The sequence below is a fragment of the Anaerobacillus sp. ABD4_527 genome (genome assembly GCF_056160805.1).
Genome location: NZ_JBSWXZ010000001.1, coordinates 118,845 through 139,597 on the forward strand (window position 1 = coordinate 118,845; position 20,753 = coordinate 139,597).

The 20,753-nt window shown below is 40.6% G+C and carries 23 protein-coding genes; 16 read left to right on the top strand and 7 right to left on the bottom strand.

Features of this window, described 5'->3' with window-relative positions:
* Positions 1-3 precede the first annotated feature (3 nt).
* Together ACXAHI_RS00610 and ACXAHI_RS00615 are read right to left on the bottom strand one after the other, a co-directional pair.
* Entirely contained in the window at positions 4-951 is a 948-nt protein-coding gene (locus ACXAHI_RS00610; RefSeq protein ID WP_474845151.1) for an NAD-dependent epimerase/dehydratase family protein, read from the bottom strand.
* The gene (locus tag ACXAHI_RS00615; RefSeq protein WP_474845153.1) at positions 948-2,228 is read right to left on the bottom strand and encodes a UDP-glucose dehydrogenase family protein; all 1,281 of its coding nucleotides are present in this window, start codon (positions 2,226-2,228) and stop codon (positions 948-950) included. The genes ACXAHI_RS00610 and ACXAHI_RS00615 overlap by 4 nt, the downstream gene beginning before the upstream one ends.
* Positions 2,229-2,427: 199 nt before the next feature.
* Here ACXAHI_RS00615 and ACXAHI_RS00620 point away from each other — a divergent pair, with 199 nt between their 5' ends.
* Positions 2,428-3,225, top strand: a complete 798-nt coding sequence (locus ACXAHI_RS00620; protein ID WP_474845155.1) for a UTP--glucose-1-phosphate uridylyltransferase — start codon at positions 2,428-2,430, stop codon at positions 3,223-3,225.
* Positions 3,226-3,317: 92 nt separating this feature from the next.
* Here the strand turns inward: ACXAHI_RS00620 and ACXAHI_RS00625 are convergent, their stop codons facing one another.
* The gene (locus tag ACXAHI_RS00625; protein WP_474845157.1) at positions 3,318-3,665 is read right to left on the bottom strand and encodes a hypothetical protein; all 348 of its coding nucleotides are present in this window, start codon (positions 3,663-3,665) and stop codon (positions 3,318-3,320) included.
* 250 nt (positions 3,666-3,915) lie between these two features.
* Between ACXAHI_RS00625 and ACXAHI_RS00630 the strand changes: the two genes are divergently transcribed.
* From ACXAHI_RS00630 to ACXAHI_RS00675, 10 genes are all read left to right on the top strand, one after another.
* Positions 3,916-4,140, top strand: a complete 225-nt coding sequence (locus ACXAHI_RS00630; RefSeq protein WP_474845159.1) for a hypothetical protein — start codon at positions 3,916-3,918, stop codon at positions 4,138-4,140.
* A 67-nt stretch (positions 4,141-4,207) separates the two neighbouring features.
* Positions 4,208-5,146 (top strand): glycosyltransferase family protein, encoded by a 939-nt coding sequence (locus tag ACXAHI_RS00635; protein WP_474845161.1) that lies wholly within the window; start codon positions 4,208-4,210, stop codon positions 5,144-5,146.
* A 186-nt stretch (positions 5,147-5,332) separates the two neighbouring features.
* Positions 5,333-6,430 (top strand): non-hydrolyzing UDP-N-acetylglucosamine 2-epimerase, encoded by a 1,098-nt coding sequence (wecB, locus tag ACXAHI_RS00640; protein ID WP_474845163.1) that lies wholly within the window; start codon positions 5,333-5,335, stop codon positions 6,428-6,430.
* Positions 6,417-7,406 (top strand): polysaccharide biosynthesis protein, encoded by a 990-nt coding sequence (locus ACXAHI_RS00645; protein ID WP_270182050.1) that lies wholly within the window; start codon positions 6,417-6,419, stop codon positions 7,404-7,406. The genes wecB and ACXAHI_RS00645 overlap by 14 nt, the downstream gene beginning before the upstream one ends.
* Complete coding sequence (locus ACXAHI_RS00650) at positions 7,403-8,227, top strand: dTDP-4-dehydrorhamnose reductase family protein (RefSeq protein WP_474845165.1); 825 nt, start codon at positions 7,403-7,405, stop codon at positions 8,225-8,227. Before ACXAHI_RS00645 ends, ACXAHI_RS00650 begins: the two co-directional genes overlap by 4 nt.
* A complete protein-coding gene (locus ACXAHI_RS00655) occupies positions 8,220-9,113 on the top strand; it encodes an NAD-dependent epimerase/dehydratase family protein (RefSeq protein WP_474845167.1) in 894 nt (297 codons plus the stop codon). The genes ACXAHI_RS00650 and ACXAHI_RS00655 overlap by 8 nt, the downstream gene beginning before the upstream one ends.
* A gap of 37 nt (positions 9,114-9,150) precedes the next feature.
* Positions 9,151-9,924, top strand: coding sequence for a sulfotransferase domain-containing protein (locus ACXAHI_RS00660; protein WP_474845169.1), 774 nt, complete (start codon positions 9,151-9,153; stop codon positions 9,922-9,924).
* Between the two features lie 149 nt (positions 9,925-10,073).
* Positions 10,074-10,808, top strand: a complete 735-nt coding sequence (locus ACXAHI_RS00665) for a glycosyltransferase (protein WP_474845171.1) — start codon at positions 10,074-10,076, stop codon at positions 10,806-10,808.
* Positions 10,809-10,830: 22 nt separating this feature from the next.
* Positions 10,831-12,030 (top strand): glycosyltransferase family 2 protein, encoded by a 1,200-nt coding sequence (locus tag ACXAHI_RS00670; protein ID WP_474845173.1) that lies wholly within the window; start codon positions 10,831-10,833, stop codon positions 12,028-12,030.
* An 80-nt stretch (positions 12,031-12,110) separates the two neighbouring features.
* A complete protein-coding gene (locus tag ACXAHI_RS00675) occupies positions 12,111-13,085 on the top strand; it encodes a glycosyltransferase (protein WP_474845175.1) in 975 nt (324 codons plus the stop codon).
* A 37-nt stretch (positions 13,086-13,122) separates the two neighbouring features.
* Here the strand turns inward: ACXAHI_RS00675 and ACXAHI_RS00680 are convergent, their stop codons facing one another.
* Positions 13,123-13,869, bottom strand: a complete 747-nt coding sequence (locus ACXAHI_RS00680; protein WP_474845177.1) for a sulfotransferase domain-containing protein — start codon at positions 13,867-13,869, stop codon at positions 13,123-13,125.
* Between the two features lie 192 nt (positions 13,870-14,061).
* Between ACXAHI_RS00680 and ACXAHI_RS00685 the strand changes: the two genes are divergently transcribed.
* Together ACXAHI_RS00685 and ACXAHI_RS00690 are read left to right on the top strand one after the other, a co-directional pair.
* Complete coding sequence (locus ACXAHI_RS00685) at positions 14,062-14,784, top strand: glycosyltransferase (RefSeq protein WP_474845179.1); 723 nt, start codon at positions 14,062-14,064, stop codon at positions 14,782-14,784.
* 47 nt (positions 14,785-14,831) lie between these two features.
* Positions 14,832-16,085 (top strand): SLC13 family permease, encoded by a 1,254-nt coding sequence (locus ACXAHI_RS00690; protein ID WP_474845181.1) that lies wholly within the window; start codon positions 14,832-14,834, stop codon positions 16,083-16,085.
* Positions 16,086-16,121: 36 nt separating this feature from the next.
* Here ACXAHI_RS00690 and ACXAHI_RS00695 read toward each other — a convergent pair whose 3' ends face one another.
* The gene (locus ACXAHI_RS00695) at positions 16,122-16,253 is read right to left on the bottom strand and encodes a hypothetical protein (protein WP_270181679.1); all 132 of its coding nucleotides are present in this window, start codon (positions 16,251-16,253) and stop codon (positions 16,122-16,124) included.
* 74 nt (positions 16,254-16,327) lie between these two features.
* Positions 16,328-17,146 carry a hypothetical protein gene (locus ACXAHI_RS00700; RefSeq protein WP_474845183.1) on the bottom strand — a complete coding sequence of 273 codons (819 nt, stop codon included), beginning with the start codon at positions 17,144-17,146 and terminating at the stop codon, positions 16,328-16,330.
* Between the two features lie 146 nt (positions 17,147-17,292).
* On the opposite strand from ACXAHI_RS00700, the gene ACXAHI_RS00705 reads away from it, so the two are divergent.
* From ACXAHI_RS00705 to ACXAHI_RS00715, 3 genes are all read left to right on the top strand, one after another.
* Positions 17,293-18,471, top strand: coding sequence for a BMQ_0737 family morphogenetic spore coat protein (locus tag ACXAHI_RS00705; protein ID WP_474845185.1), 1,179 nt, complete (start codon positions 17,293-17,295; stop codon positions 18,469-18,471).
* 95 nt (positions 18,472-18,566) lie between these two features.
* Positions 18,567-19,565, top strand: a complete 999-nt coding sequence (locus ACXAHI_RS00710) for a hypothetical protein (RefSeq protein ID WP_474845187.1) — start codon at positions 18,567-18,569, stop codon at positions 19,563-19,565.
* Between the two features lie 95 nt (positions 19,566-19,660).
* Positions 19,661-19,933 carry a hypothetical protein gene (locus ACXAHI_RS00715; RefSeq protein ID WP_474845189.1) on the top strand — a complete coding sequence of 91 codons (273 nt, stop codon included), beginning with the start codon at positions 19,661-19,663 and terminating at the stop codon, positions 19,931-19,933.
* Positions 19,934-19,959: 26 nt separating this feature from the next.
* Here the strand turns inward: ACXAHI_RS00715 and ACXAHI_RS00720 are convergent, their stop codons facing one another.
* Positions 19,960-20,646 carry a DUF421 domain-containing protein gene (locus ACXAHI_RS00720; protein ID WP_474845191.1) on the bottom strand — a complete coding sequence of 229 codons (687 nt, stop codon included), beginning with the start codon at positions 20,644-20,646 and terminating at the stop codon, positions 19,960-19,962.
* Between the last annotated feature and the right edge of the window lie 107 nt (positions 20,647-20,753).

Genomic DNA, 20,753 nt, shown 5'->3' on the forward strand with positions numbered 1-20,753 from the left:
TGCTCAATCCTTTCTACCGTATAACTCGGTTAAATCTATGATTTCATTCATTAACCCTTCTTTTAGTAACACGCTTGGTCGATAGTTTAACAGGTTTTCAGCTTTTGAAATATCAGCCCATGTGTGCATCGGCTCACCTGTTGCTTTCGGTACGAAATTGATCTTGGCTTTCCGAGAGAGTAGTTCTTCTAGTATGGAAATCACATCTAGGACGGTAGCGCGTTCTTTTCCACCTATGTTGATCGTTTCCCCAATGACGTTGTCTGCATCTTTTACAGCAGCGGTCGCTTGTACACAGTCGCTCACATAGGTGAAATCTCTTGATTGAAGACCGTCTCCATAAACTGTAATTGGCTTATCTTGCAGCATTTGTTTAATAAATCGATGGAATGCCATATCAGGTCGTTGTCTAGGGCCATACACTGTGAAGTAACGCAAAATGACGACAGGCACCCCAAAATAGAGATGATAAATATGACAAAGCTGCTCTCCAGTGAGCTTTGTAACTCCGTAGGGCGAGAGGGGAACCGTTGTCAGATCTTCTGAAACCTTTCCAACCTTTTCTCCATAGACTGAGGAGGTGGAGACATAGATGAATTTCGTAATCGATTGATTTCGACTTGCTTCTAGTAGTTTTTGAGTGACCAGGCCGTTGTTGAGAATATAGCGTTCAAAGTCGCTGCCGAAACTTGATCTTACACCAGGTATCCCAGCAAGGTGGTAGATCACATCCACATTTTTTAACAGGTGTGAGAGGTCTTGCTTTAAAAGGTCAATGTCGTAGAGCTTGAATTTCGGCCTTTTGAGAAGCTGTTTTATATTTCTCATCTTGGTTTCATTTCCCTCGATGTCGAGGTCGATACCAATCACGTTTGTTTCGGACGTATTAAGAAGCAGCTCACATAGGTGCGAGCCAACAAAGCCAGCAGCACCCGTTACGAGAATCGTCATGCTCGACCAACCCCAAGATAGGTTAACCCAGCATGTTTTACTTCTTCTGGATCAAGAAAGTTCCGACCATCCAATACGATCCTTCCTTTCAATTCATTCCTCACTCGATCCCAATCAGGTGATTTGAATAGTGCCCAGTCGGTTGCGACGATCAACGCGTCGGAACCTGATAGCGCATCATACATATCGTTCGTTTGATGGATAAATAGGTTTTCAGCATGTGCTTGTGGGTCAAATGCAAAGACTGAGCACCCGCTTTTAATCAGTTTTTCACAGAGCTTTATCGATTGCGAATCTCGTATATCATCCGTGTTAGGTTTAAAAGAAAGCCCCCATACGGAAATTCGCTTTCCTTCTAGTCCTCGTAATTTCTTTTCTAACTTCCTGATGTAGTAATCTACCTGTTCACTGTTAACTTGCTTTACAGCCTTTAATAGATGAGTTGAAATCCGCTTTTTTCTCGCTGCATAACAAAGTGCGTCGAGGTCTTTCGGAAAACACGAACCGCCATAACCAAGTCCAGATTGTAAAAAGTGGGGTCCGATTCTTGGATCAATCCCTAGTGATGAGGCTACGTCAGTAACATCGACATGGTACTTGTCGCACACTTTTGCGAATTCATTAATAAATGAAATTTTTGTAGCAAGAAAAGCGTTCGATGCGTATTTCATCATCTCTGCCCCTGTTAAGGTCGTCTCGATAACGGGAGCTGATAACTGCGCGTATAGTTCTTTCACCCGATTTCTTGCTTTTGTAGATCGTGAGCCGATCACAATCTTATCCGGATGAAACGAATCGTAAATGGCAGAGCCCTCTCTTAAAAATTCAGGGTTTGAGACGACATCGAACAGGTTTTGGTCGACTCCCTTCTCGATGAGGTAGTTGTGTGCCCACTCATTTGTACCAGGAGGGACGGTGCTTTTAATAATGATCGTTTTGTGTGTGGAGATTTTTTGCGAGATGTGTTGGAACACTTTCTTAAAAGCTGTTAAATCAGAATCGCCGTTCGGTTTCGGCGGGGTACCGACAGCGATGAGTATGGTAGGAGAATGAAGCATACATGCTTCACGATCATCAGAGAAGATCAATCGTCCATTCTTGGTGTTCTTTTTTATCAAATCCTCGAGCTCGGGCTCGTGTATAGGGCAAATTCCTTGGTTTAATTTCTCGATCTTATCGATATCTTTATCGATGCAATGGACGTTGTGTCCGAGTTCAGCAAGCAAAACGGCTGTCGTTAGACCAACATAGCCTGCACCAACGATACATATATCCATCCGGTGTTCCCTCCAATAACAATCACATTACTTTATATCGTATTAGGCTTGAAGGCGTTGGTGTGATGAAATTGCATTAGTTGGTAATAAATAGGCATTCATCCGTAGTGCTTATTCGCCTGTTTTTCAATAGACAAGTTACTGTGATTTAACCCTTGAATAAAGTATTAAAATAGAGAACAGAGGAAGGGGAGCACGTATGATAAAGAAAGCAGTGATTCCTGCAGCTGGCTATGGTACAAGAAGCCTACCGATCACAAAAGTAATACCAAAAGAAATGTTCCCAATCTGCGGTAAGCCGGCAATCCACTATGTAGTAGAAGAAGCAGTAGCTTCTGGCATTGAAGAAATACTCATCATCATCTCTCGAACGAAAAACCTCATTATGGATTACTTTGATCACTCTTTAGAGCTCGAAGCGTTTCTAGAACGTGTAAACAAAACACACTTATTAAAGAAAACGGAAGTCCCAAATGTCTCCATACAATATGTAAGACAATCTCATGCAAAGGGGTTAGGTGATGCGATCTCTCTCGCAAAGTCGTTTACCGGTGAAGATCCGTTTGCTGTACTACTTCCAGATGACATCTTCCTTGGAACGCCAGCCCTATCTGAGTTGATCGAGGTATATAATAAGAGCCGAGCAAATGTGATCGCAGTGAAAGAGGTAGCAGAAGAGCACCTTAAAGATTATGGAGTAATAAAAGGAAAGGAAACGTCTGAAGGCATTTACGAGATTTCAGATCTCGTAGAAAAACCTGCTTCGAATGCTCCTTCAAACCTCGCAGTAACAGGACGGTATATATTTACCAAGAACATCTATGAAAAGTTGAATAAGCTGAATCCAGGTAAAGGAGGCGAAATTCAACTGACAGATGCAATACGGGATATTCTTACAGAAGAGCGATGTCTCGCCAGAATTTCTTCGGGTGAACGGTTTGATATTGGGAAAGAAGAGGAGTATATCAAGCTGATTCAGGCTATTTATCGAACATGAGTGAAAAGATGAAAAGCTTCTATTGATTAGAAGCTTTTTTGTAATCAAAAAAAGGCTGCTTTTCAGCAACCTTAATCGATGAAGAAAATCTATTATTGGCGGTTTGGTGAAACTCGTGAGATACCTGCAAGAGTGCTACAATCAATGTAAACTGTTCTAGGAGGCATCGCCGGGTTTACTGGAGTATATCGAAATCTTGCACAGCAGCTGTTTGATACGAATCCCATAAAAGTAAATGGTGTAGGATTGTCTTCACCGCTCATATACATATAACCTGTTTGACCTTTAGGTAGCAGATATACTTCAGCCATGGTATCTTCCCAAATGTCGCAGTTGTTTCCGTTAGCCATATGTCGTAATACATCACATACACAACCTTTGCAATGTGAAGTTGGGCTAACTCTACCACAACATGAATCGTCAAAAAGACTTCTTCTCATATCGTTTCCTCCTTATCAAAAGATCAACCTGACATAATTCAGGCTTACAATAATGTATTAGAACTTGGTACAAAGTGCATGAGTAATACAACCATTTTTTTACAAAATAGTTATCTAACTGTTTGTTCATAAGAATTACATAATTTATTTTTATAAAAATGATATTTGTCCAAACAACCATTTTTTGGATACATATTTATATTAAAGTAGGTTTTATAAACCTAGAATTTATACTGAGAGGAGTTATGGTATGCGAGTATTGAATTCAAAACTATATCAGTACAAAAACTCAAATACAATCATTGCAATGGTTCATGTGACTGAAACCCAAAATGGGGGTGGAACACCAGATCTTACGGGTGTGGTTATTAAGGAAATCGGTTTTAACTATGTCATCTTTACTCCTGTAGGAACTTCCGGACAGGCTAATGAAGTTCTTGTATGTACAGATCAAATCGTTTCACTCGAACTATAATTTTCTTGAAGGTTTCACAACTGTGAAACCTTTTTTATATTCTGCTAGAAAGAAAGGGTGTGAATCGATGGTCCGGAAACGAACGTTCCTATTTATTACAAAAGATTTATCAAAGCATGTAGAGCGAAGCAGTTATTATTTGGTGAGAGAATTACAAAAACGAGCAAACGTCATCGTTTGGCATGATCATGGATTGTTACCTGACATTCTAGCTAGGATTCAAGTACGTCCAGATTTCATTCTAATGAACGATCTACATCCTACTTATTGCCCTTTTATAAGGGGAGTAAATGAAACAGACATACCGGTGGGAATCTTCATGCACGACCTTCATTATAAAAAGCAGCACCGTAAGCGTTTTATAGAAAAAGGAAACGTGTCCGTAATTTTTGCTCACTATCGAGATGCGTTTTTAAAATGGTACCCGGAATTCCAGGATCGGTTCATTTGGTTTCCTCATCATGTGGACACATCGATCTTCAAAGACTATAAGCTTGGTAAAAGTACTGACTATTTAATGCTTGGTGCACTCTTTCCAAGCTTTTATCCACTGCGTGCGAGTATATACAACCAATTGAAGGCAACTACGAATTTTAAATACTATGAACATCCTGGGTATAAACGAATTGGCAAAGGTCATTTAGCGGGGGAAGCTTACGCAATGGAATTAAATCGCGCTAAGATGTTTTTCACGTGTGACTCGATCTACCATTATCCAGTACTAAAATATTTTGAAGTGCCAGCATGCAATAGTCTCCTGGTAGCTTCTTCGTCAAAAGAATTGACCGATCTTGGATTCGTTGATGGGAAAACCTTTGTGGCTGTTAATGAACAGAATGTGCTTCAGAAAGCTGCGTATTATTTGAAACACGAAAGTGAACGTCTTCAAATAGCAAAAGCAGGTCATCAGATGGTGATTGCAAACCATTCCACATCGAAGCGAGCAGATGAGCTAATCGAACACATCGAAAAAGTGATCATAGATAAACAAAAGACGCGAAGGTAAGGGCTCACTTCAGCGTCTTTTTGTTGTGTTAAAATTCTCCATTCAAATAGCTTGTGAACATAACAGAACTACTGGAATATTATCCGTTTTTTTACAAATATAGTGTGCTAACCATATCAAACTGTTAATAACTTACATAACCTATCAGTAAGCTGTCCTAGAAATCTAGCAGGAGGGGAAGGAACCATGAAAGTCATTACCGTTTTAGGTACTAGACCTGAAATCATACGATTGAGCTTGATTATCGATAAGCTCGATCATCTAGCAGATAAGCATGTACTTATCCATACAGGGCAAAACTTCACAAAAACCCTCAGCAGCATCTTTTTTAAGGAGCTCGGTATAAGAGAGCCTGATTATATGTTATTCAATCAGCAACAATCGCTTGGAGAACAGCTCGCGACCATGTATCGAGAGCTTGAAATCATATTTAAAAAAGAAATGCCTGATAAGGTTCTTGTGTTAGGAGATACAAACAGTGCGCTAAGTGCCATTTTAGCAGAGCGGATGGGGATTCCTGTCGTGCACATGGAAGCTGGAAACCGATGCTTTGATTGGTCTGTACCTGAAGAGAAAAACAGACGTGTCATCGATGCGATCTCAACTTTTAATCTTCCGTATACGCCTCAAAGTAAAGAGAACCTCTTGCGAGAAGGCATTGCGACCAATCGGGTTTATGTTTCTGGAAACCCGATCAATGAAGTGTTGAAACATAATCAAACTAAAATCAATGAAAGCTCGATTCTTGAGGATCTTAACTTGATAAAAAAAGATTATTTCCTAGTCACGGCACATCGAGCTGAAAACGTCGATCATGATGAGAACCTTAAGGAAATCCTTCAAGGAATGAATCATGTTGTTAAAACACATGGTAAACGGATGATCTGTAGTGTTCACCCGCGTACAAGATCACGTTTGGCACAATTGAATGGAATCGAATTAGATCCCCTCATCGAATTTCATGAACCGTTCGGATTTTTTGACTTCGTGAAGCTTGAACAGAATGCAAAGTGTGTTCTAACAGATAGTGGTACTGTCCAGGAAGAATGTTGTTTGTTCTATATTCCTACAGTAACGATACGAAAAACAACGGAACGTCCAGAAACCGTTGCATGTGGAAGCAACATTGTTTCAGGTTTAAATGCGATGAATATACTGCGAGCAGTGAACGTGATGGTGAATCAACCTTCGGAATGGGATCTTCCAGAAGGCTATGCAGATGATGCAGTTTCAGATAAAGTGGTGAAATTTTTAATGGGAGGGCTACATGTTGTTCCACAATAAAACGATACTGGTAACTGGGGGAACTGGATCATGGGGAAATGAACTTGTAAAGCAATTGCTTGAAAAACAGCCGAGCGAAATAAGAGTTTTCTCAAGAAATGAGTCCAGTCAAGTCGCGATGAAACGAGCTTTTCATCAAGAGAAAAAGCTTAAATTTATTATTGGAGATATTAAAGAAAAGGACGGTCTGATCGAGGCAACGAAAGGGGTAGACTTTGTTTTTCATCTAGCAGCTCTTAAGCATGTTCCGGTGTGTGAGGATCAGCCTTTAGAAGCGATGAAGACAAATGTCATCGGTACCCAAAACGTGATCGATGCGGCTATTCTTAATAACGTTGAAAAAGTAATTTATATTTCAACGGATAAAGCAGCGAATCCATCGAATTTTTACGGATTTACAAAAGCGATGGGTGAGCGTTTGATCATTCATGCGAATGTACTCAAATCGAATACAACGTTCGTATGCGTGCGTGGTGGGAACGTGTTAGGCACGAACGGCAGTGTTATCCACGTATTTAAGAACCAGATAGAAGAACACGGTAAAATCGGAATAACAGATATGAGGATGACACGATTCTTCTTAACGCTTGAAGATGCGATCAAGCTTCTTTTCAAAGCAACGTATGAAAGCAAGGGTGGCGAGATTTTCGTTATGAAGATGCCTACATGTAAGATTGTAGACCTTGCAGATGTGCTGATCGAAGCGTCTGGTAAGGAAAATGTAGACATCGAGGTCCTTGGCATTCGACCAGGCGAAAAGTTGCACGAGCTATTATTTTCAGAGTATGAAAGTCAAAGCACGGTGTATTACGACAAAGAATACTTCGTGATCTTACCATCGATTACGGTAGACGGGCTTCAAGAGTATTACGCTGACTTTAAACAAGTAGAACTAGAAAACTATAATTCTAGCGAGAATTTGATGTCGAGAGATGAGTTGAAGAATCTCCTTCAAAAAGGTGGATTCATCTCATGAAGCTACTTGTCTTAGGTGGAAAAGGAATGGCCGGGCATATGATCGTGGATTATTTCCAGCGAAAAGACGGCTGGGATGTCTCCTATACTTGCCGGGACAGCAATGGTGGTGGAATCTATTTAGACGTCCTCATACCGAGCCAGGTAGAGGAGTTGATCGACCAGATGAAACCGGATATCGTAATCAACGCAATTGGAATCTTGAATCAGCACGCCGAGCGAAATAAAACAGAAGCTTTTCAAGTCAACAGCTTACTCCCTCATCAGCTTGCAAAGTTAACAAAGCGGTATGGTGGGAAGCTAGTTCATATCAGCACAGACTGTGTATTTTCAGGTGAGAAGGGTGATTATACAGAGTTTGATTCCAAAGATGGAACGTCTGTTTACGCAAAAACAAAAGCGATGGGCGAAGTGAACGATGACAGTGCGTTGACGATCCGAACGTCGATCGTCGGTCCAGAACTGAAGAAGGATGGGATCGGATTGCTACTGTGGTTTATGCAGCAAAAAGGAGAAGTAAAAGGGTATAAGAACATGATGTGGAATGGCGTAACAACGCTTGAGCTAGCGAAAGCGATCGATTGTTTGCTATTGAACAACGTCACAGGACTCTATCATTTATGCGTTAGTGAGAAGGTATCGAAATACGAGCTCCTACACTTGTTCAAAGATGCATTTAATAAAGATGACGTACGTATCACACCTGATGAAGAAGTGGTGCTAGATCGTACGATCGTAAATACGCGGAAAGATTTTATTTATACACCACCTAATTATGAAACGATGATAAAGGAACTTAAGGATTGGATGGAAGATGAGTGATGACTCCATTCTAATCACGGGGGCGTCTGGTTTTACCGGCCAGCATGCGTGCAGACACTTTCTTAAGACTGATCTGAAGGTTACTGCGGTCGTTCGAAACACTTGCTTAGAAGGTTTGCGTTCGATCCGGTGTGATTTAACAGACAAGGATGCTATTAATCGTTTGATAAAAGAAGAAGAGCCAACCTATGTGCTCCATCTCGCAGGGGTGAACGCAGTTCAGACGTCATGGGATAATCCCGTGAGTACGTTGGAAACAAATGTGTTATCGACGGTTTATTTGCTCGATGCGATACGAACTACGAAGCCTTCGACAAAAGTCGTGATGGTTGGCTCTGCACTTCAATATGATCCTGCTAATGGAAAACCGAGCCACCCTTATGCACTGAGTAAAACGATGCAGTCCCAGGTCGCTCTTCACTTGGCAGAATTGTATAACCTTCACGTTGTATTAGCTAAGCCAACAAATTTAATAGGTCCAGGACCTTCTTCTGGGATATGTGCACTGCTTACGAAACACATCGTAGATATGGAACGAAACCGTACGTCCGAGGCGTTTTCTATTTCAAATCTACAGGTGAAAAGGGATTTCCTTGACGTCCGTGATGCAGTACGTGCTTATGAGAAGTTATTCGATACCGGAGAAAAAACGCGAACATACGATCTTGCTGCTGGGAGACTTGTCGCACTGCAAGAGGTAGTGAGGGAGCTTGAAACGTTGACAGAGGTATCTCATTTCGTAATCGACAAGAAACTTGGTGAGAATGGAACTGTTAATCCGATGGATGTGTCGAACATTAATAACCTTGGTTGGAATCCGACATACTCCCTTCGCCAGAGTCTAGAAGATTCTCTAGAGTACTATAGAAACCTTGAGCAGGCATGAGTCATAGAATTTTACTACGAGAAAGTGAGGAACGACATTGTCTAAATCAAATGAATTAGATCCTTTTATCATGATTTCAATTCCAAAGAGCGGCACACATTTGCTAAAGCAAATTCTGCTTGGCATCCCTGGAATGAAACACTTCCCTGATAAAGGGATGTTTGGTCACTTCAATAATCAACCGAAGCTACAGCTTTCTAGAACAGAGAATCTAGAAAAAAATGAGTTTGTGAATGGTCATTTGTTCTGTACCGATGAATGGGATGCGTTTTTTACGAAGTTAAACATGAAGAAGATATTTGTCATGAGAGACCCACGTGACGTTGTTGTTTCTTATGCGTATTTTATTCCGGCTTTACCAATCCATCCGCTATATGAAACATTTACCCAAGAAGGATTTACCCATCGTGATCGCATGAAGTTCTTAATTGAAGGAGGTCAACCGATCACGCCTCAAAAGCCTTATCAGCCGAACATTGAAGAGTGGTATACAAGTTTTTCAAAATGGAAGGACCGTCCGAATGTTTTTACGATCAGGTTTGAAGACTTAATTTCATCAGAACGAAGTCGACTTCTCGTTCTTCATCATCTCGTTAAATTTTTATGGAAAGACGATTCTGTTCCTAAATCGCGTTCTTGGATGGTAGGAAATATGCTTAAGAACATCGATCCTTCTACGTCACCAACGTTTCGAAAAGGTACGATAGGCGGTTGGCAAGGCGAGTTCGATTCTGATTTAAAGAGTCTATTTAAAAAAGAGAGTGGCACCCTTTTAACATCGTTAGGATATGAAAAAACTCCAGATTGGTAATCGAAAACGGCATGGTAGACAAGTGCCGTTTTTTAGTTGGTTTATGGAAAGTTGTGGGTGTGTATCTAGTCGGCTTTTCGTCGCAATCATAAACTAGTGAGAGGTAAGGTAGTTTACACGTTAACGACTTATATGTGAGGAGGGATCCAGTGAGTGATCGTCCGAAAGTTAGTATCATCATTCCATTTTATAACTGTGAGTACGTAAATCAAGCGATTGAAAGTGCATTGAATCAAACGTATCAAGACATAGAAATCATTGTGGTAGACGATGGTTCTTCCATGCACAAACAGCTGATCGACCCTTATCTCCCTCTTGTTAAATACATTTATAAACGTAATGGAGGCACAGCCACTGCACTTAATCGAGGAATCGGTTTAGCTACAGGTGAGTTCATCGCATGGTTAAGCTCAGATGATCTGTTTTTACCAGACAAGATAGCAAAACAAGTGTCGTACATGAAGCGCTCAGGAGCGGATCTCGTCTATACAAACTTTAGCTTGATCGATGAGAACAATGTCGTTTTTAGAGAGAATGTAGGGACAAGGTTAAAAACAAGGCTAACCTTTTTAAAGCATTTACAAAATAGCTGTCCAATCAATGGAAGTACGGTATTGGTTAAGAAAGCGTTATTCGAGAAAACTGGAATGTTCAACCCGAAGCTGAAATACACCCAGGATTATGATATGTGGATGAGGATGGCAAGATATGCACGCATCGAAAGTATGGAAGAAACCTTACTATACTATCGAAAGCATAGGAAGATGGGTTCCGTTGTCCATAGTGATGAACAACAAAATGAAATCATGTCATTAAAAAAACGGTATGAACGAGTGCTCGAAGAACTGATTATAGAAGAGCAAAGAAGAATTCTAGAAACATGAAGGGTATGAGCGAGGTGATTCCATGCATGGCATTGAGAAAGAGATCAGTATCATTATCCCGACCTATAATAAATTCCCTCAAAATTTATTCACGCTTTACTCCCTCCAGAATCAAACGTTTGATTTATCTAAGGTCGAGGTGATTTTGATCGATGATGGTTCTACAGATGAAACAGCTCAAATCATGAATCGTCATTCGTTTACATTTGATCTGAAGTACATCGATTGTGGAGGAAATATCGGAAGAGCGGCTGCACGAAATAAAGGTCTTATGGAAGCGAAAGGAAAAGTTATTATCTTTCTTGACGCAGAAATACTAGTGAGACCGGATTTTTTGAACATCCATTACACCTATCACAAAGAAATTAAAAATGCGGTCGTAACAGGCGTCATATTTATAAAGCGACTGTACTCTGTACTATTTAATGACTTCACACCTGAACAAATCGAAGAGTGTTATGAACTAGCAAAATGTAATCCAACACTTGTAAAAAAGTTTAAGGAGTTCGAGGTGAACAAAGGACGAAAAGCGTTGATCACACGAGCAGATATCATAAATCAATCGTACCAATCCATGACTTTGCCTACACACTACGAAGAATTTTACAAACGTATTTTAATTAACAATTACGGTTATCAATTGCAGAACTATCGTATCCCGTGGCAGCTATTTGGAACCGGACATGTTTCTGTGTCTAAAGGAATGATCGATCGGGTAGGGCTGTTCTCTGAATACCCAGGCTATGGGTGGGATGATTGCGAGATGGGCTTTAGATTGTATAAAAAAGGGGCTAAATACGTTACAGATCCAAAGCTTGTCAGCTATCACCAGGAACATCCTGTTTCAGTTCATAATACCGACGATTCAAAAAAGAACTACTACAGATTTCAAGAAACGTATCGGTCGATCGAATGTATGATCATCAGCCTTACGTTTTTACCAGTTCCTTTCAATTTGCATGAAGTGAATCAAATATTGATAGATTACCACAAGCTATGTGAAACGTACCCGAACGAGTTTTCGCTAACGAAGAAAGTGTTTCATGAGATGTTGAGAGGTGTCGGAAAGCGACGTGCTTTTAATGAACCGTTAACACAATTGATTCCTAAATATCTGTGTGAAGAACAAGTTGCAGCGTTGCATGAAGAACTTCAAACACTGGGGAACAGAAAAGAGTTTACGCGTTTTTTGGAGTGCTTTGATCGCTTAAAGGATCTGTAAGACAAAATGAGTGAAAGGAAAACAATGCTATGAAAATTACATTTGCTGCATTGACTCTCTGTAAGGGAGGGGCACAAAGGATGTTGGTTGAACTAGCCAATGGTTTGGCAAACAAGGGGCATGACGTTTCTTTTGTTATGCCTCCTGGCGGCGTTATCGAATATCCGAACAAAGTAACGGTTATCAGGACAAAGGGTGCAGGGATCAAATCAGATGATTTCCCAGTAAGCGACGTGATCGTTTCAAACTTCTACACACTTACGAACGTGTGTCAGCAAGCGAGTCAGGAAGGAAAAGGAATTCATGTTAGAATTAGCCTCTGCTATGAACCGGTTTTTCTAGATGATCATGAAGCGTCTTTTAAAAGCTACCACATTAGTAAGAACCTTATTGTTCTCTCAAACTGGCAAAAACAGCTCATCAACTTAAATCATGGAATTGAAGGCAAGATTGTACCTGTCGGAGTTAGTGATGTGTTCAGGAATATGAACATCCGAAACAACAAGAAGTTAGAGGTAAGCGGCATCCTTCGAATTCCAGAAGGAGGCTATTCCTGGCATAGAGAGCAAGAGTATTTGATCTCTGTATTCACTCGTTTAAAACAAACGTATCCGGATTTGAAAATCAATCTGATCACACCACCTTCAGAATTAAACTCATCACGTTGGTTAAGGCAAGTGCATGGAAATCAACTGTTCCAATCGTTAACTCCTCAAAATGATCAACAGCTCAATCTATTCTTGAATCAAGCGGACATATTCGTAAGCTCGTCTACTTATGACACCGCCTCTCTTCCAGGATTAGAAGCAATGAAGTGCGGTGCGGCACTTGCAACGGTTTACTCTGGTGGAAACATGGACTATTGCCGAAGCGGGGAGAACTGCCTGTTATCTTACCGGCATGAAAATAACTTGTTTCGAGATGTATCGACCTTGATTCAGCAGCCGAACCTTCGAAACAAATTCATGGTTGAGGGACAGAAAGAAGCTGCGAAATGGACATGGCAAGGAAGTGTGAATCTGTTTGAACAGGCATTGATCGCATTTACGAAATAATCGCTTGCTTATTGGGGGAGAGGTCCCCCTTTTTTCATTACCAGCTCTTATCTTTCTCGTAACCTAATTGAATGAGAAGATCTCCTGCTACCGCTTTAAAGGCGTCCTTCACCTCTTTATCAAACTCTTGCCTCCAATTTCCTGATTGCCCTTTCCGAAATGTGACAGATTTTTTAGGATCCACATTCGATTGCATCTGATTGACTCTTGTTTTTATTACGTCTTGGTGAAGTTCTAACTGAAAGAAGCGTACTATCCTTTCTAATTGCTGTTGCTGGGATTCTTTTGATTCAACTAGCGATTCGTAAGAGATTGGAAGAACATTCGGTTCATTCAACCACCCTGCAAACTTCTGGTACCAGTCTTTAATATTAGGTCTCTTGATCAAGTCATTATTCGCTCCGTTTATGAAAATAAGAAATCTCTCTTTGATCGACAACTTATGATCTAGAAAATACTTTCTATAGGGGTGGTCAGGAAATTGCATGAAGAAATAACCATAAGACACAACGATATCTCGAGGGTCTCGGTACAAGAAGAGCTGTTTTAGTTCCAGTTCTTTAAAAAGGGCTACATACTCATCGGAATGAAAAAGGTGTCCGTTTGCAAATGCGTTAATTGGAAGTGAGGAGAGCGTCTTTCTGTGCTCCTCAAGTTGATGAAGATGACCAGGAAAGATGAATGCTTTGTGCGTTAGCTCTGGATGTCCCTCGAGGAGTTGTTTCATTAAGTGTGTGCCGCTCTTAGCAATGGAGTTCGCAAAAAATGGGGTTCTATTCGTCAAAGCAAAAATCCTCTCTGCTTTTTTCTAATACCTTCACACCTTCATCTTATGCAGTACCTACAAGTTGGTCTCTTCCAATAAGAAGAGGTTTAGTTCATCGCATACATACTCCATAAAATAGAGGAATGTCCAATACAAATTGGAAGCATTTGCATAATTTAATATGACTATGAAAATCCAGGGGGGAAACCGTTGGAAAAGGTATCGATCATCATTCCATTCTATAACTGCGCATACGTCGATCAGGCGATACAGAGTGCGCTGAACCAAACCTATGAAAATATTGAAATCATCGTTGTGAACGATGGTTCTACGAAACATGAAGATAAAGTTAAGAAATATCTGCGTTCGATCACGTATATAAAGAAAGAAAACGGTGGAACTGCAAGTGCGCTGAACGCTGGTATCAAAGCAGCTACGGGGAATTATTTTTGCTGGTTAAGTTCAGATGATTGTTATGAAGCCGATAAAGTACGAAAGCAAGTTGAGTTTATGAAAAGAACGAATGCGTCCGTCAGCTACTCGTCTTACGTTCTGATGAATCAATCCAGTGCTGTCATCACTGGCCCGATCGGCGTTCACTTTCCGACGAATCTACTCTTTTATAGAAAGATTAAAGTGAACTGCCCGATCAATGGATGTACGGTGATGCTTAAGATGTCACTATTTGAAGAACTCGGAGTGTTTGATGAAAGCCTTCCCTTCACGCATGATTATGATTTGTGGTTAAGAATCGTGCAAAGATACGACTTCGAGTATTTAGATCAGCCTCTTGTACGCTATAGGGTGCATGATGAAATGGGCACGAAGAAACATGCTGCAGCCATTCGAAAAGAAATTCAAACCGTTCGGAAAAGACATCTTCGAAACATGAATCGGAAAATTGTAGACGAAATCAAAGGAAGAAGAGCGTAAATGGCCGAGCATAGAAGAATTTCTACCAGGAGAGTGTGTCAGTTGCAATGATGAGCATTTATGGATTTATCACGATTAGCATCATTTTCATCATGTTTATCATTCTGATGTTCGAGTGGGTAAGGGCTCATATTGCGTTTGTTTCTGTTGTTATCGTACTACTTCTAATCGGAGTGCTGTCTCCTATGGAAGCCATATCAGGATTTATTAACCAGAGTGTCATCACAGTAGGAGCATTATTCGTAATCATCACTGCCATTCAGAGGACCAGCGTTGTGGAAACTTTAACAAGTATGATTTCGAAGTCAGCTGATAACGAATCAAAAAGCACGATGAAAATCATGGCGATCGTTTCAACTATGTCTAGCTTCCTTAACAATATACCGCTCGTTCTTCTCATCACACCAATCGTTAAAAAGTGGTCGATCGCCAAAAACTCGTATCCATCAAAATTTCTCATCTCAGTGTCTTATGCAGCTATTTTAGGCGGAATGTGTACATTGATTGGAACTTCCACGAACCTTTTAATTCATTCCATGCTCGTACAAAATGGGTATGAAGGGTTTTCAATGTTCGAGTTAGCCCTAGTCGGTGTACCAAGCACGATAGCAGTCATTCTTTACATGAGTATTTACGGCTATCGACGACTACCGGAAATACACCATGAAGAAAAAGAACTTCCAGCTCAGGTGAAGAAACTGACAATTTCGGGGAAGGAAATCCTGATTTATGTTTTGTTTCTCTTCATGCTTCTAAGTGTAAGCTTGCAGTGGATTTCAATGGCACACGGTGCAATGATTACCTGTATCTTATTCCTCCTTCTAAGAGTGATCACAATTAAAGAAGCGTTCCGATCGATACCTTGGCCGCTGTTAAGCATCATCGGATCTGCTCTAGGAATTGCGGTGGCGCTCGAAAAGTCTGGTGCTGCTCTCATGATGACAGAAACATTTATTTTACCATTGAGTGAGTATGGCCCTTTCCCTTTACTCATCGCAATCTATGTTCTAGCCTCGGTCGTTACAGAGATGATTACGAATAACGCTGCAGCGGCTCTCGTTTTTCCGATTGCACTGTATATGACGGAACAACTAGGATTCAATGTTGAACCATATGCAATTGCGATCGCGATTGCTGCCTCAGCTAGCTTTTTAACTCCTTTCGGCTATCAAACGAATTTAATCGTATATGAAGCAGGTATGTATCGGTTCGTCGATTTTATGAAAGCTGGTTTACCGGTGAAAATCATCGTCATGTGCACGACGCTTTATTTGATCCCTTTTTTTTGGCCGCTCATATAAAAGCCACCTTCCATAAACCATGGTCGGTGGCTTTACTTATCTATTAGGTTTCCATGTCACTTTCCCGCATGATTTGCAGCCTGATTTCTTTGGTGCTGGCGGTTGCGATTTACCGCGAGGACGGCGTTTCGCTTGATTAAATAATTCCTGTATATCTTTCTTTAACATTGTCATCCTCCTATTAAAATACGATCGATGGTTTGATCTAGTTTATTCATTAAAGGAGGACGGAGTATAGGCATTTACCGCTTTTTTTGGAATGGATTTATAATAGAACGTCGGTTTTCTCTATTTTGGAATTTAAACGGATTAAACGTTTGGACGTCTTGATTAGCGTTTACGTTTTTAAATGGTTCGATCTGATGGCTTAATTTCGGCTTTTCCTCGAGCAAACCTTTCTTTGCTTCTATAGGCTTCTTTGTAGTGGAAGAAGCAAGTTCGGGTGGTAAGTCTGGCCAGTCTGTTTCTGTTTCGTGCAATTGGTAGTTTGCATAATGAGGATTGATCGGGCGAAGGACTTTCTTAATAATCGTTTGGTATTCAGGAAACGTGATCGCTGAGATTGGATGAAGCTCTTCTCTATAGAACGACTGAATAATCGCATAGCTAAGCCATTCAGGAATTTGTTGTGAAACGTAAGGTTGAAATCGAAATCGTAATGTATCACTTAATGTTGGAAGCCATAAGTGTTTGTGAAGATGCTCTTGAACGTTTGTCGTCGTGAGCTGTAGCGGCTTTAAATAGTAGTTCATATTATTTACTCTGAGAGCAATTGGATGAGAGCCGTTACTACGTACTTCAACGAAGATTCGTAGGTCCAGAGCTTCATTACGATTTGTAGTTAGCCTAACTCCCGTATGCGACAAACTTTTTTTAAGTAAATCAAACAATTCATCAGGTAACCCGTCTATACCCACAACTTTACCGGTGAATGCGCTTGACGCTTTAGTTGAGCGGGCATCGATGGATAGACCAAAGTATGGCAAGAGAAGGTTAAGGTGCTCTCGTTCTTTCTTTGTTAATGATGCGATCGCTCTCTCTTTCCAATAAAATTGTTCCATATAAAAACACTCCTTCAACGGATTAAAATGAATAAGAACTAGATTACCAATAAAAGAAATTTGGGCAGCCTTTACTGTTGCATTTCTCTCCTAATTCCATAATATGTAGTGAATCAACCTATAATGTGAAGAAAGGAATGAACGATATGGGTCACAAGCCTAAACCGAACCGAACGATTCCTACTGCAACGAACAGTTTGCAAGATGAATGTATTCGCGTTCAAAAAGTTTACGACTGGGTAACGGACCAACTGATGGTTTCAAAGAACATTCAATTCTCTGAAGATCAGTTAGAACAGATAGAGTCTGCAATGGAAGATCCTAGTCGACGTCCGTTAAGGATCGTTGCACAAACACCTGAGGCTCCACCATTATTCCCGCTAGCTGATAGCGATCACTGTGAGGAGTTTCTTGTAGAGCAAGTTGGAGAGAAACGAGATGTGAACGTCGTATTACCTGGTGGAGGTTATGCTGACGCTCAACTTGTTGACTTGCTTTTCACTTCTGACGTGAAAGTGAAAGTCGTCGATCGCAACGGTCAGACTGTTACAGAAGCTAACTGTAATGCATCTGTACTAGAATCTTTCGTTTTATGTTATCCGGACGGAACTGATCTTTATTGCCGTATCACCAAGATCATTGCTCGCATTCCATCAGGAACAGTATTGCTAAATTGTCCAGTTCCTCAATCATTCGATCTAGAAGTTATTTTCTGTGTAGATATTCAAGTTGAAGCAGAGGTGAAGCTAGAAGTTCTTGCTAAGTTCTGTTCACCTCGTGATAATGACCTTATCGCTCCAGAAGATGTTGATGAGTGGTGTCCTCCGGTAACGTTCCCTGAACAATGTCCTGATATCTTCCCACGACCAAGCTGCGATTGCTCAGTATCAGGTGAGGCAAGTGGTTCAACAGGACATGAAGAGTATGAAGGAAATGTTTCGATGAAGCTCAACCTTTGCCCAGACTGCAGCATGACTGGAAGCCATATGTCATTTACATTCAATGATTCAAACATGGAAGATGGAACGATGGACTTTTCATTTGCGGCAGAGTCATTCGATCAAGATTCACTCGTTTGCGTTCCTTGCGGAGACGAAGGTGTAAAGGTCATGGTCAATGGATCTGGAAGAATGAAAAACGGCATCAGATGCGAATTCAAGCTAGCTGTAGTCGATACAGATGAAGGAAATGAGTTCGAAGTGCATCTGTACGACCGTAGAGGAGATACTGTATTCAACTCTGGAGTCGTTGCAGCTGAAACTGGCGGTTTAACAATCGACAACTGCATTAATTTCGACGACATAAAGTACAAGAAACATCACTAAGATCGAAGGATAAGAAGGGGGAGAGAGATCTCTCCCTTTTTGTTATGAAGAGGGGACCGAGGTTCATACATATAATAGGGAGAGGAGTGAGCCAAGTGAAACAGGATGAAACGTTAAGCTATTCTAGGTTGATTACTAGAACAAAATACTTTCAAGAAAAATCATTAGAACTTGAAAAAGAACTGATATTTGTAAAAGATCATCTTCATTTGGTCGAAACTAAAATGGAGGAGTTACAATACGAAAACGATGCAAAAAGAGCGTCACTCGAAACGAAAGAAGGGAAGATAAAAGAATTTGAGAAGGACGTAAATGAAGCTCATCAAAAGATCAAGGACTTAGAGGAAGAGCGGAGTAAATTAACAAATGAGCTTGAGAAAGCCCAGGCTGAAATCGTAATAGAACAGAAGCAAACTTCAGACTTGAAAGTGAAGCTAGAAGCTGTAGAGAAGAAATACCATGGAGCCGTTTCAGAAGGTCGGATCAAGAATTACGAAAAGCTCCTAACATCCATGCAAAATGATATCAATGAGAAAGAAGTACAAATACAACAATTCAAAACAAAAATAAAAGATTACGAAAGACGTATGAAATATCGAACACCAAGCGATGTAACGGATACAGAAACATCTGAAAGTACGGATAAACTAAACGCTTTAGCTTACTTAAATTACTCGATCATCGTGAATGATAAAAAATCGTTCATCATAAGAGGGGACTTGCAGATTACGAACAATGGGATGTCATCGCTTAAGAACCCAGTGGTATGTTTTCGATTTCGTCCAGCAGAAACAGCCATAATTAAAGGTCAGATTCTAACGGTGGAGCAAGCTGAGACGAGAGGGGCTACAAACGGTACACAGTGGACGTTCATGGATAGCGACTGGATGTCGAAAGCAAGAGAGAGAGGCGAGATCTGGGTAGCTCCTCTTGGTGATGTTTCGATTTCTCCTGGCAACAAAATAGGGATCGAGAATTTTCAAATACCATTGAGAACAGAGATTCATGAACCTTTTATTGTAGAGGGTTTTGTATACTTTTATGAACAAGATTATAAGATTAAAACGTCAAATCAAATCGCAATCAGCTATTAAGAATCAGAATAAATGAGTTTTCGCCCACTCTCACGATCTTCCAGTTGCATACGATAGGAATGTGAAACCACATTTAGATGAAGAGGGGGCAAGAAATGTCTAAGAAAAAACGAAAGCCAAAAGTAATACGTGTTGAAAAGGTGATCATAAAAGCTGATGAAGTGATCATCGAGGACCACGGTAAGAAACGTCATGATCACGATCATCACGAAGACCGTCGTGATGACCACAGAAGGGATCCATGGGGATTCTTTGGACCTGGATCTTCTGAAGAAGTTGCGGAAGAAGTAGAAACTGACGATGAAGAGAGGAAAGATGAGGCTTCTGAAGATGAAGATCAACCTCAAGGGGGCTTTTCATGGTTTTAAGAGCAGATGATTATCTGCTCTTTTTTTTATGTATCCTGTCTAACAGGATGCAGGAATACGCCTTCATCTTGTTTCCATTCAAGAATGAGGACTTCTTCAGGATGATCGATATGATGCTTCTTAAGCACCTTATTAAGCCATTCTTCATTAAATCCAGCTTCTTTTAAGTTGCCCCAATCGACTTTCCCATCTGAAATAAAAGTCGTTGAAAGATGTTCTCTCACAGGTTGAAGATCAAAGTCACCCCTTGTAGGCTGTGAATACTCTGATTTCTGTAAAACACTTATACTCCCATTCGTTTCAAGAATAGCAAATTCAACTTCTCTTAAAGAGAAAATACCTTTTTGTCTAAGTAAGTTCTGAAGTTGGTTCAAATCCAATTTATTCTTTTTAAGGTTTTTTCGGTTGATTCTGCCATGGTGAATGACGATCGAAGGACTTCCTTCCAAAAGCTTCCTCGTTCCTCTAAACTTTTGAGTAATCCATTCGATAACGTAGATAAGCAATCCCCAAAGTGTGACAGTGTAAATAATCGTTACGTACGTGATCTCTTTATCATAAATCGCATTTCCGACTAATTCACCGAGGACGAGGGAGGAAATAAAATCAAACGGTGTGATCTGAGTAATCTGTGTCTTTCCGAGCATTTTGGTTAACACGAGTAGTGCGAGAAAGCCTACGATGAGTTCTATAAAGATTGACCCATATTCCATCTCTGTCATTCCCTCCTAATACGCCATCGTTCTTAGCATGTGCGAATCATTCAGAAAATACCCTTCGTCAAGGATGCTTAGAATAAAAAAAGACACCGGCTTTAAAC

Coding starts and splice junctions, on each gene's coding strand:
- ACXAHI_RS00655 (WP_474845167.1), top strand. CDS start 8,220: ATGAGTGATGACTCCATTCTAATCACGGGGGCGTCTGGTTTTACCGGC.
- ACXAHI_RS00650 (WP_474845165.1), top strand. CDS start 7,403: ATGAAGCTACTTGTCTTAGGTGGAAAAGGAATGGCCGGGCATATGATC.
- ACXAHI_RS00695 (WP_270181679.1), bottom strand. CDS start 16,253: ATGTTAAAGAAAGATATACAGGAATTATTTAATCAAGCGAAACGCCGT.
- ACXAHI_RS00700 (WP_474845183.1), bottom strand. CDS start 17,146: ATGGAACAATTTTATTGGAAAGAGAGAGCGATCGCATCATTAACAAAG.
- ACXAHI_RS00610 (WP_474845151.1), bottom strand. CDS start 951: ATGACGATTCTCGTAACGGGTGCTGCTGGCTTTGTTGGCTCGCACCTA.
- ACXAHI_RS00635 (WP_474845161.1), top strand. CDS start 4,208: ATGGTCCGGAAACGAACGTTCCTATTTATTACAAAAGATTTATCAAAG.
- ACXAHI_RS00670 (WP_474845173.1), top strand. CDS start 10,831: ATGCATGGCATTGAGAAAGAGATCAGTATCATTATCCCGACCTATAAT.
- ACXAHI_RS00690 (WP_474845181.1), top strand. CDS start 14,832: ATGATGAGCATTTATGGATTTATCACGATTAGCATCATTTTCATCATG.
- ACXAHI_RS00625 (WP_474845157.1), bottom strand. CDS start 3,665: ATGAGAAGAAGTCTTTTTGACGATTCATGTTGTGGTAGAGTTAGCCCA.
- ACXAHI_RS00720 (WP_474845191.1), bottom strand. CDS start 20,646: ATGGAATATGGGTCAATCTTTATAGAACTCATCGTAGGCTTTCTCGCA.
- ACXAHI_RS00705 (WP_474845185.1), top strand. CDS start 17,293: ATGGGTCACAAGCCTAAACCGAACCGAACGATTCCTACTGCAACGAAC.
- ACXAHI_RS00615 (WP_474845153.1), bottom strand. CDS start 2,228: ATGGATATATGTATCGTTGGTGCAGGCTATGTTGGTCTAACGACAGCC.
- ACXAHI_RS00620 (WP_474845155.1), top strand. CDS start 2,428: ATGATAAAGAAAGCAGTGATTCCTGCAGCTGGCTATGGTACAAGAAGC.
- ACXAHI_RS00630 (WP_474845159.1), top strand. CDS start 3,916: ATGCGAGTATTGAATTCAAAACTATATCAGTACAAAAACTCAAATACA.
- ACXAHI_RS00715 (WP_474845189.1), top strand. CDS start 19,661: ATGTCTAAGAAAAAACGAAAGCCAAAAGTAATACGTGTTGAAAAGGTG.
- wecB (WP_474845163.1), top strand. CDS start 5,333: ATGAAAGTCATTACCGTTTTAGGTACTAGACCTGAAATCATACGATTG.
- ACXAHI_RS00675 (WP_474845175.1), top strand. CDS start 12,111: ATGTTGGTTGAACTAGCCAATGGTTTGGCAAACAAGGGGCATGACGTT.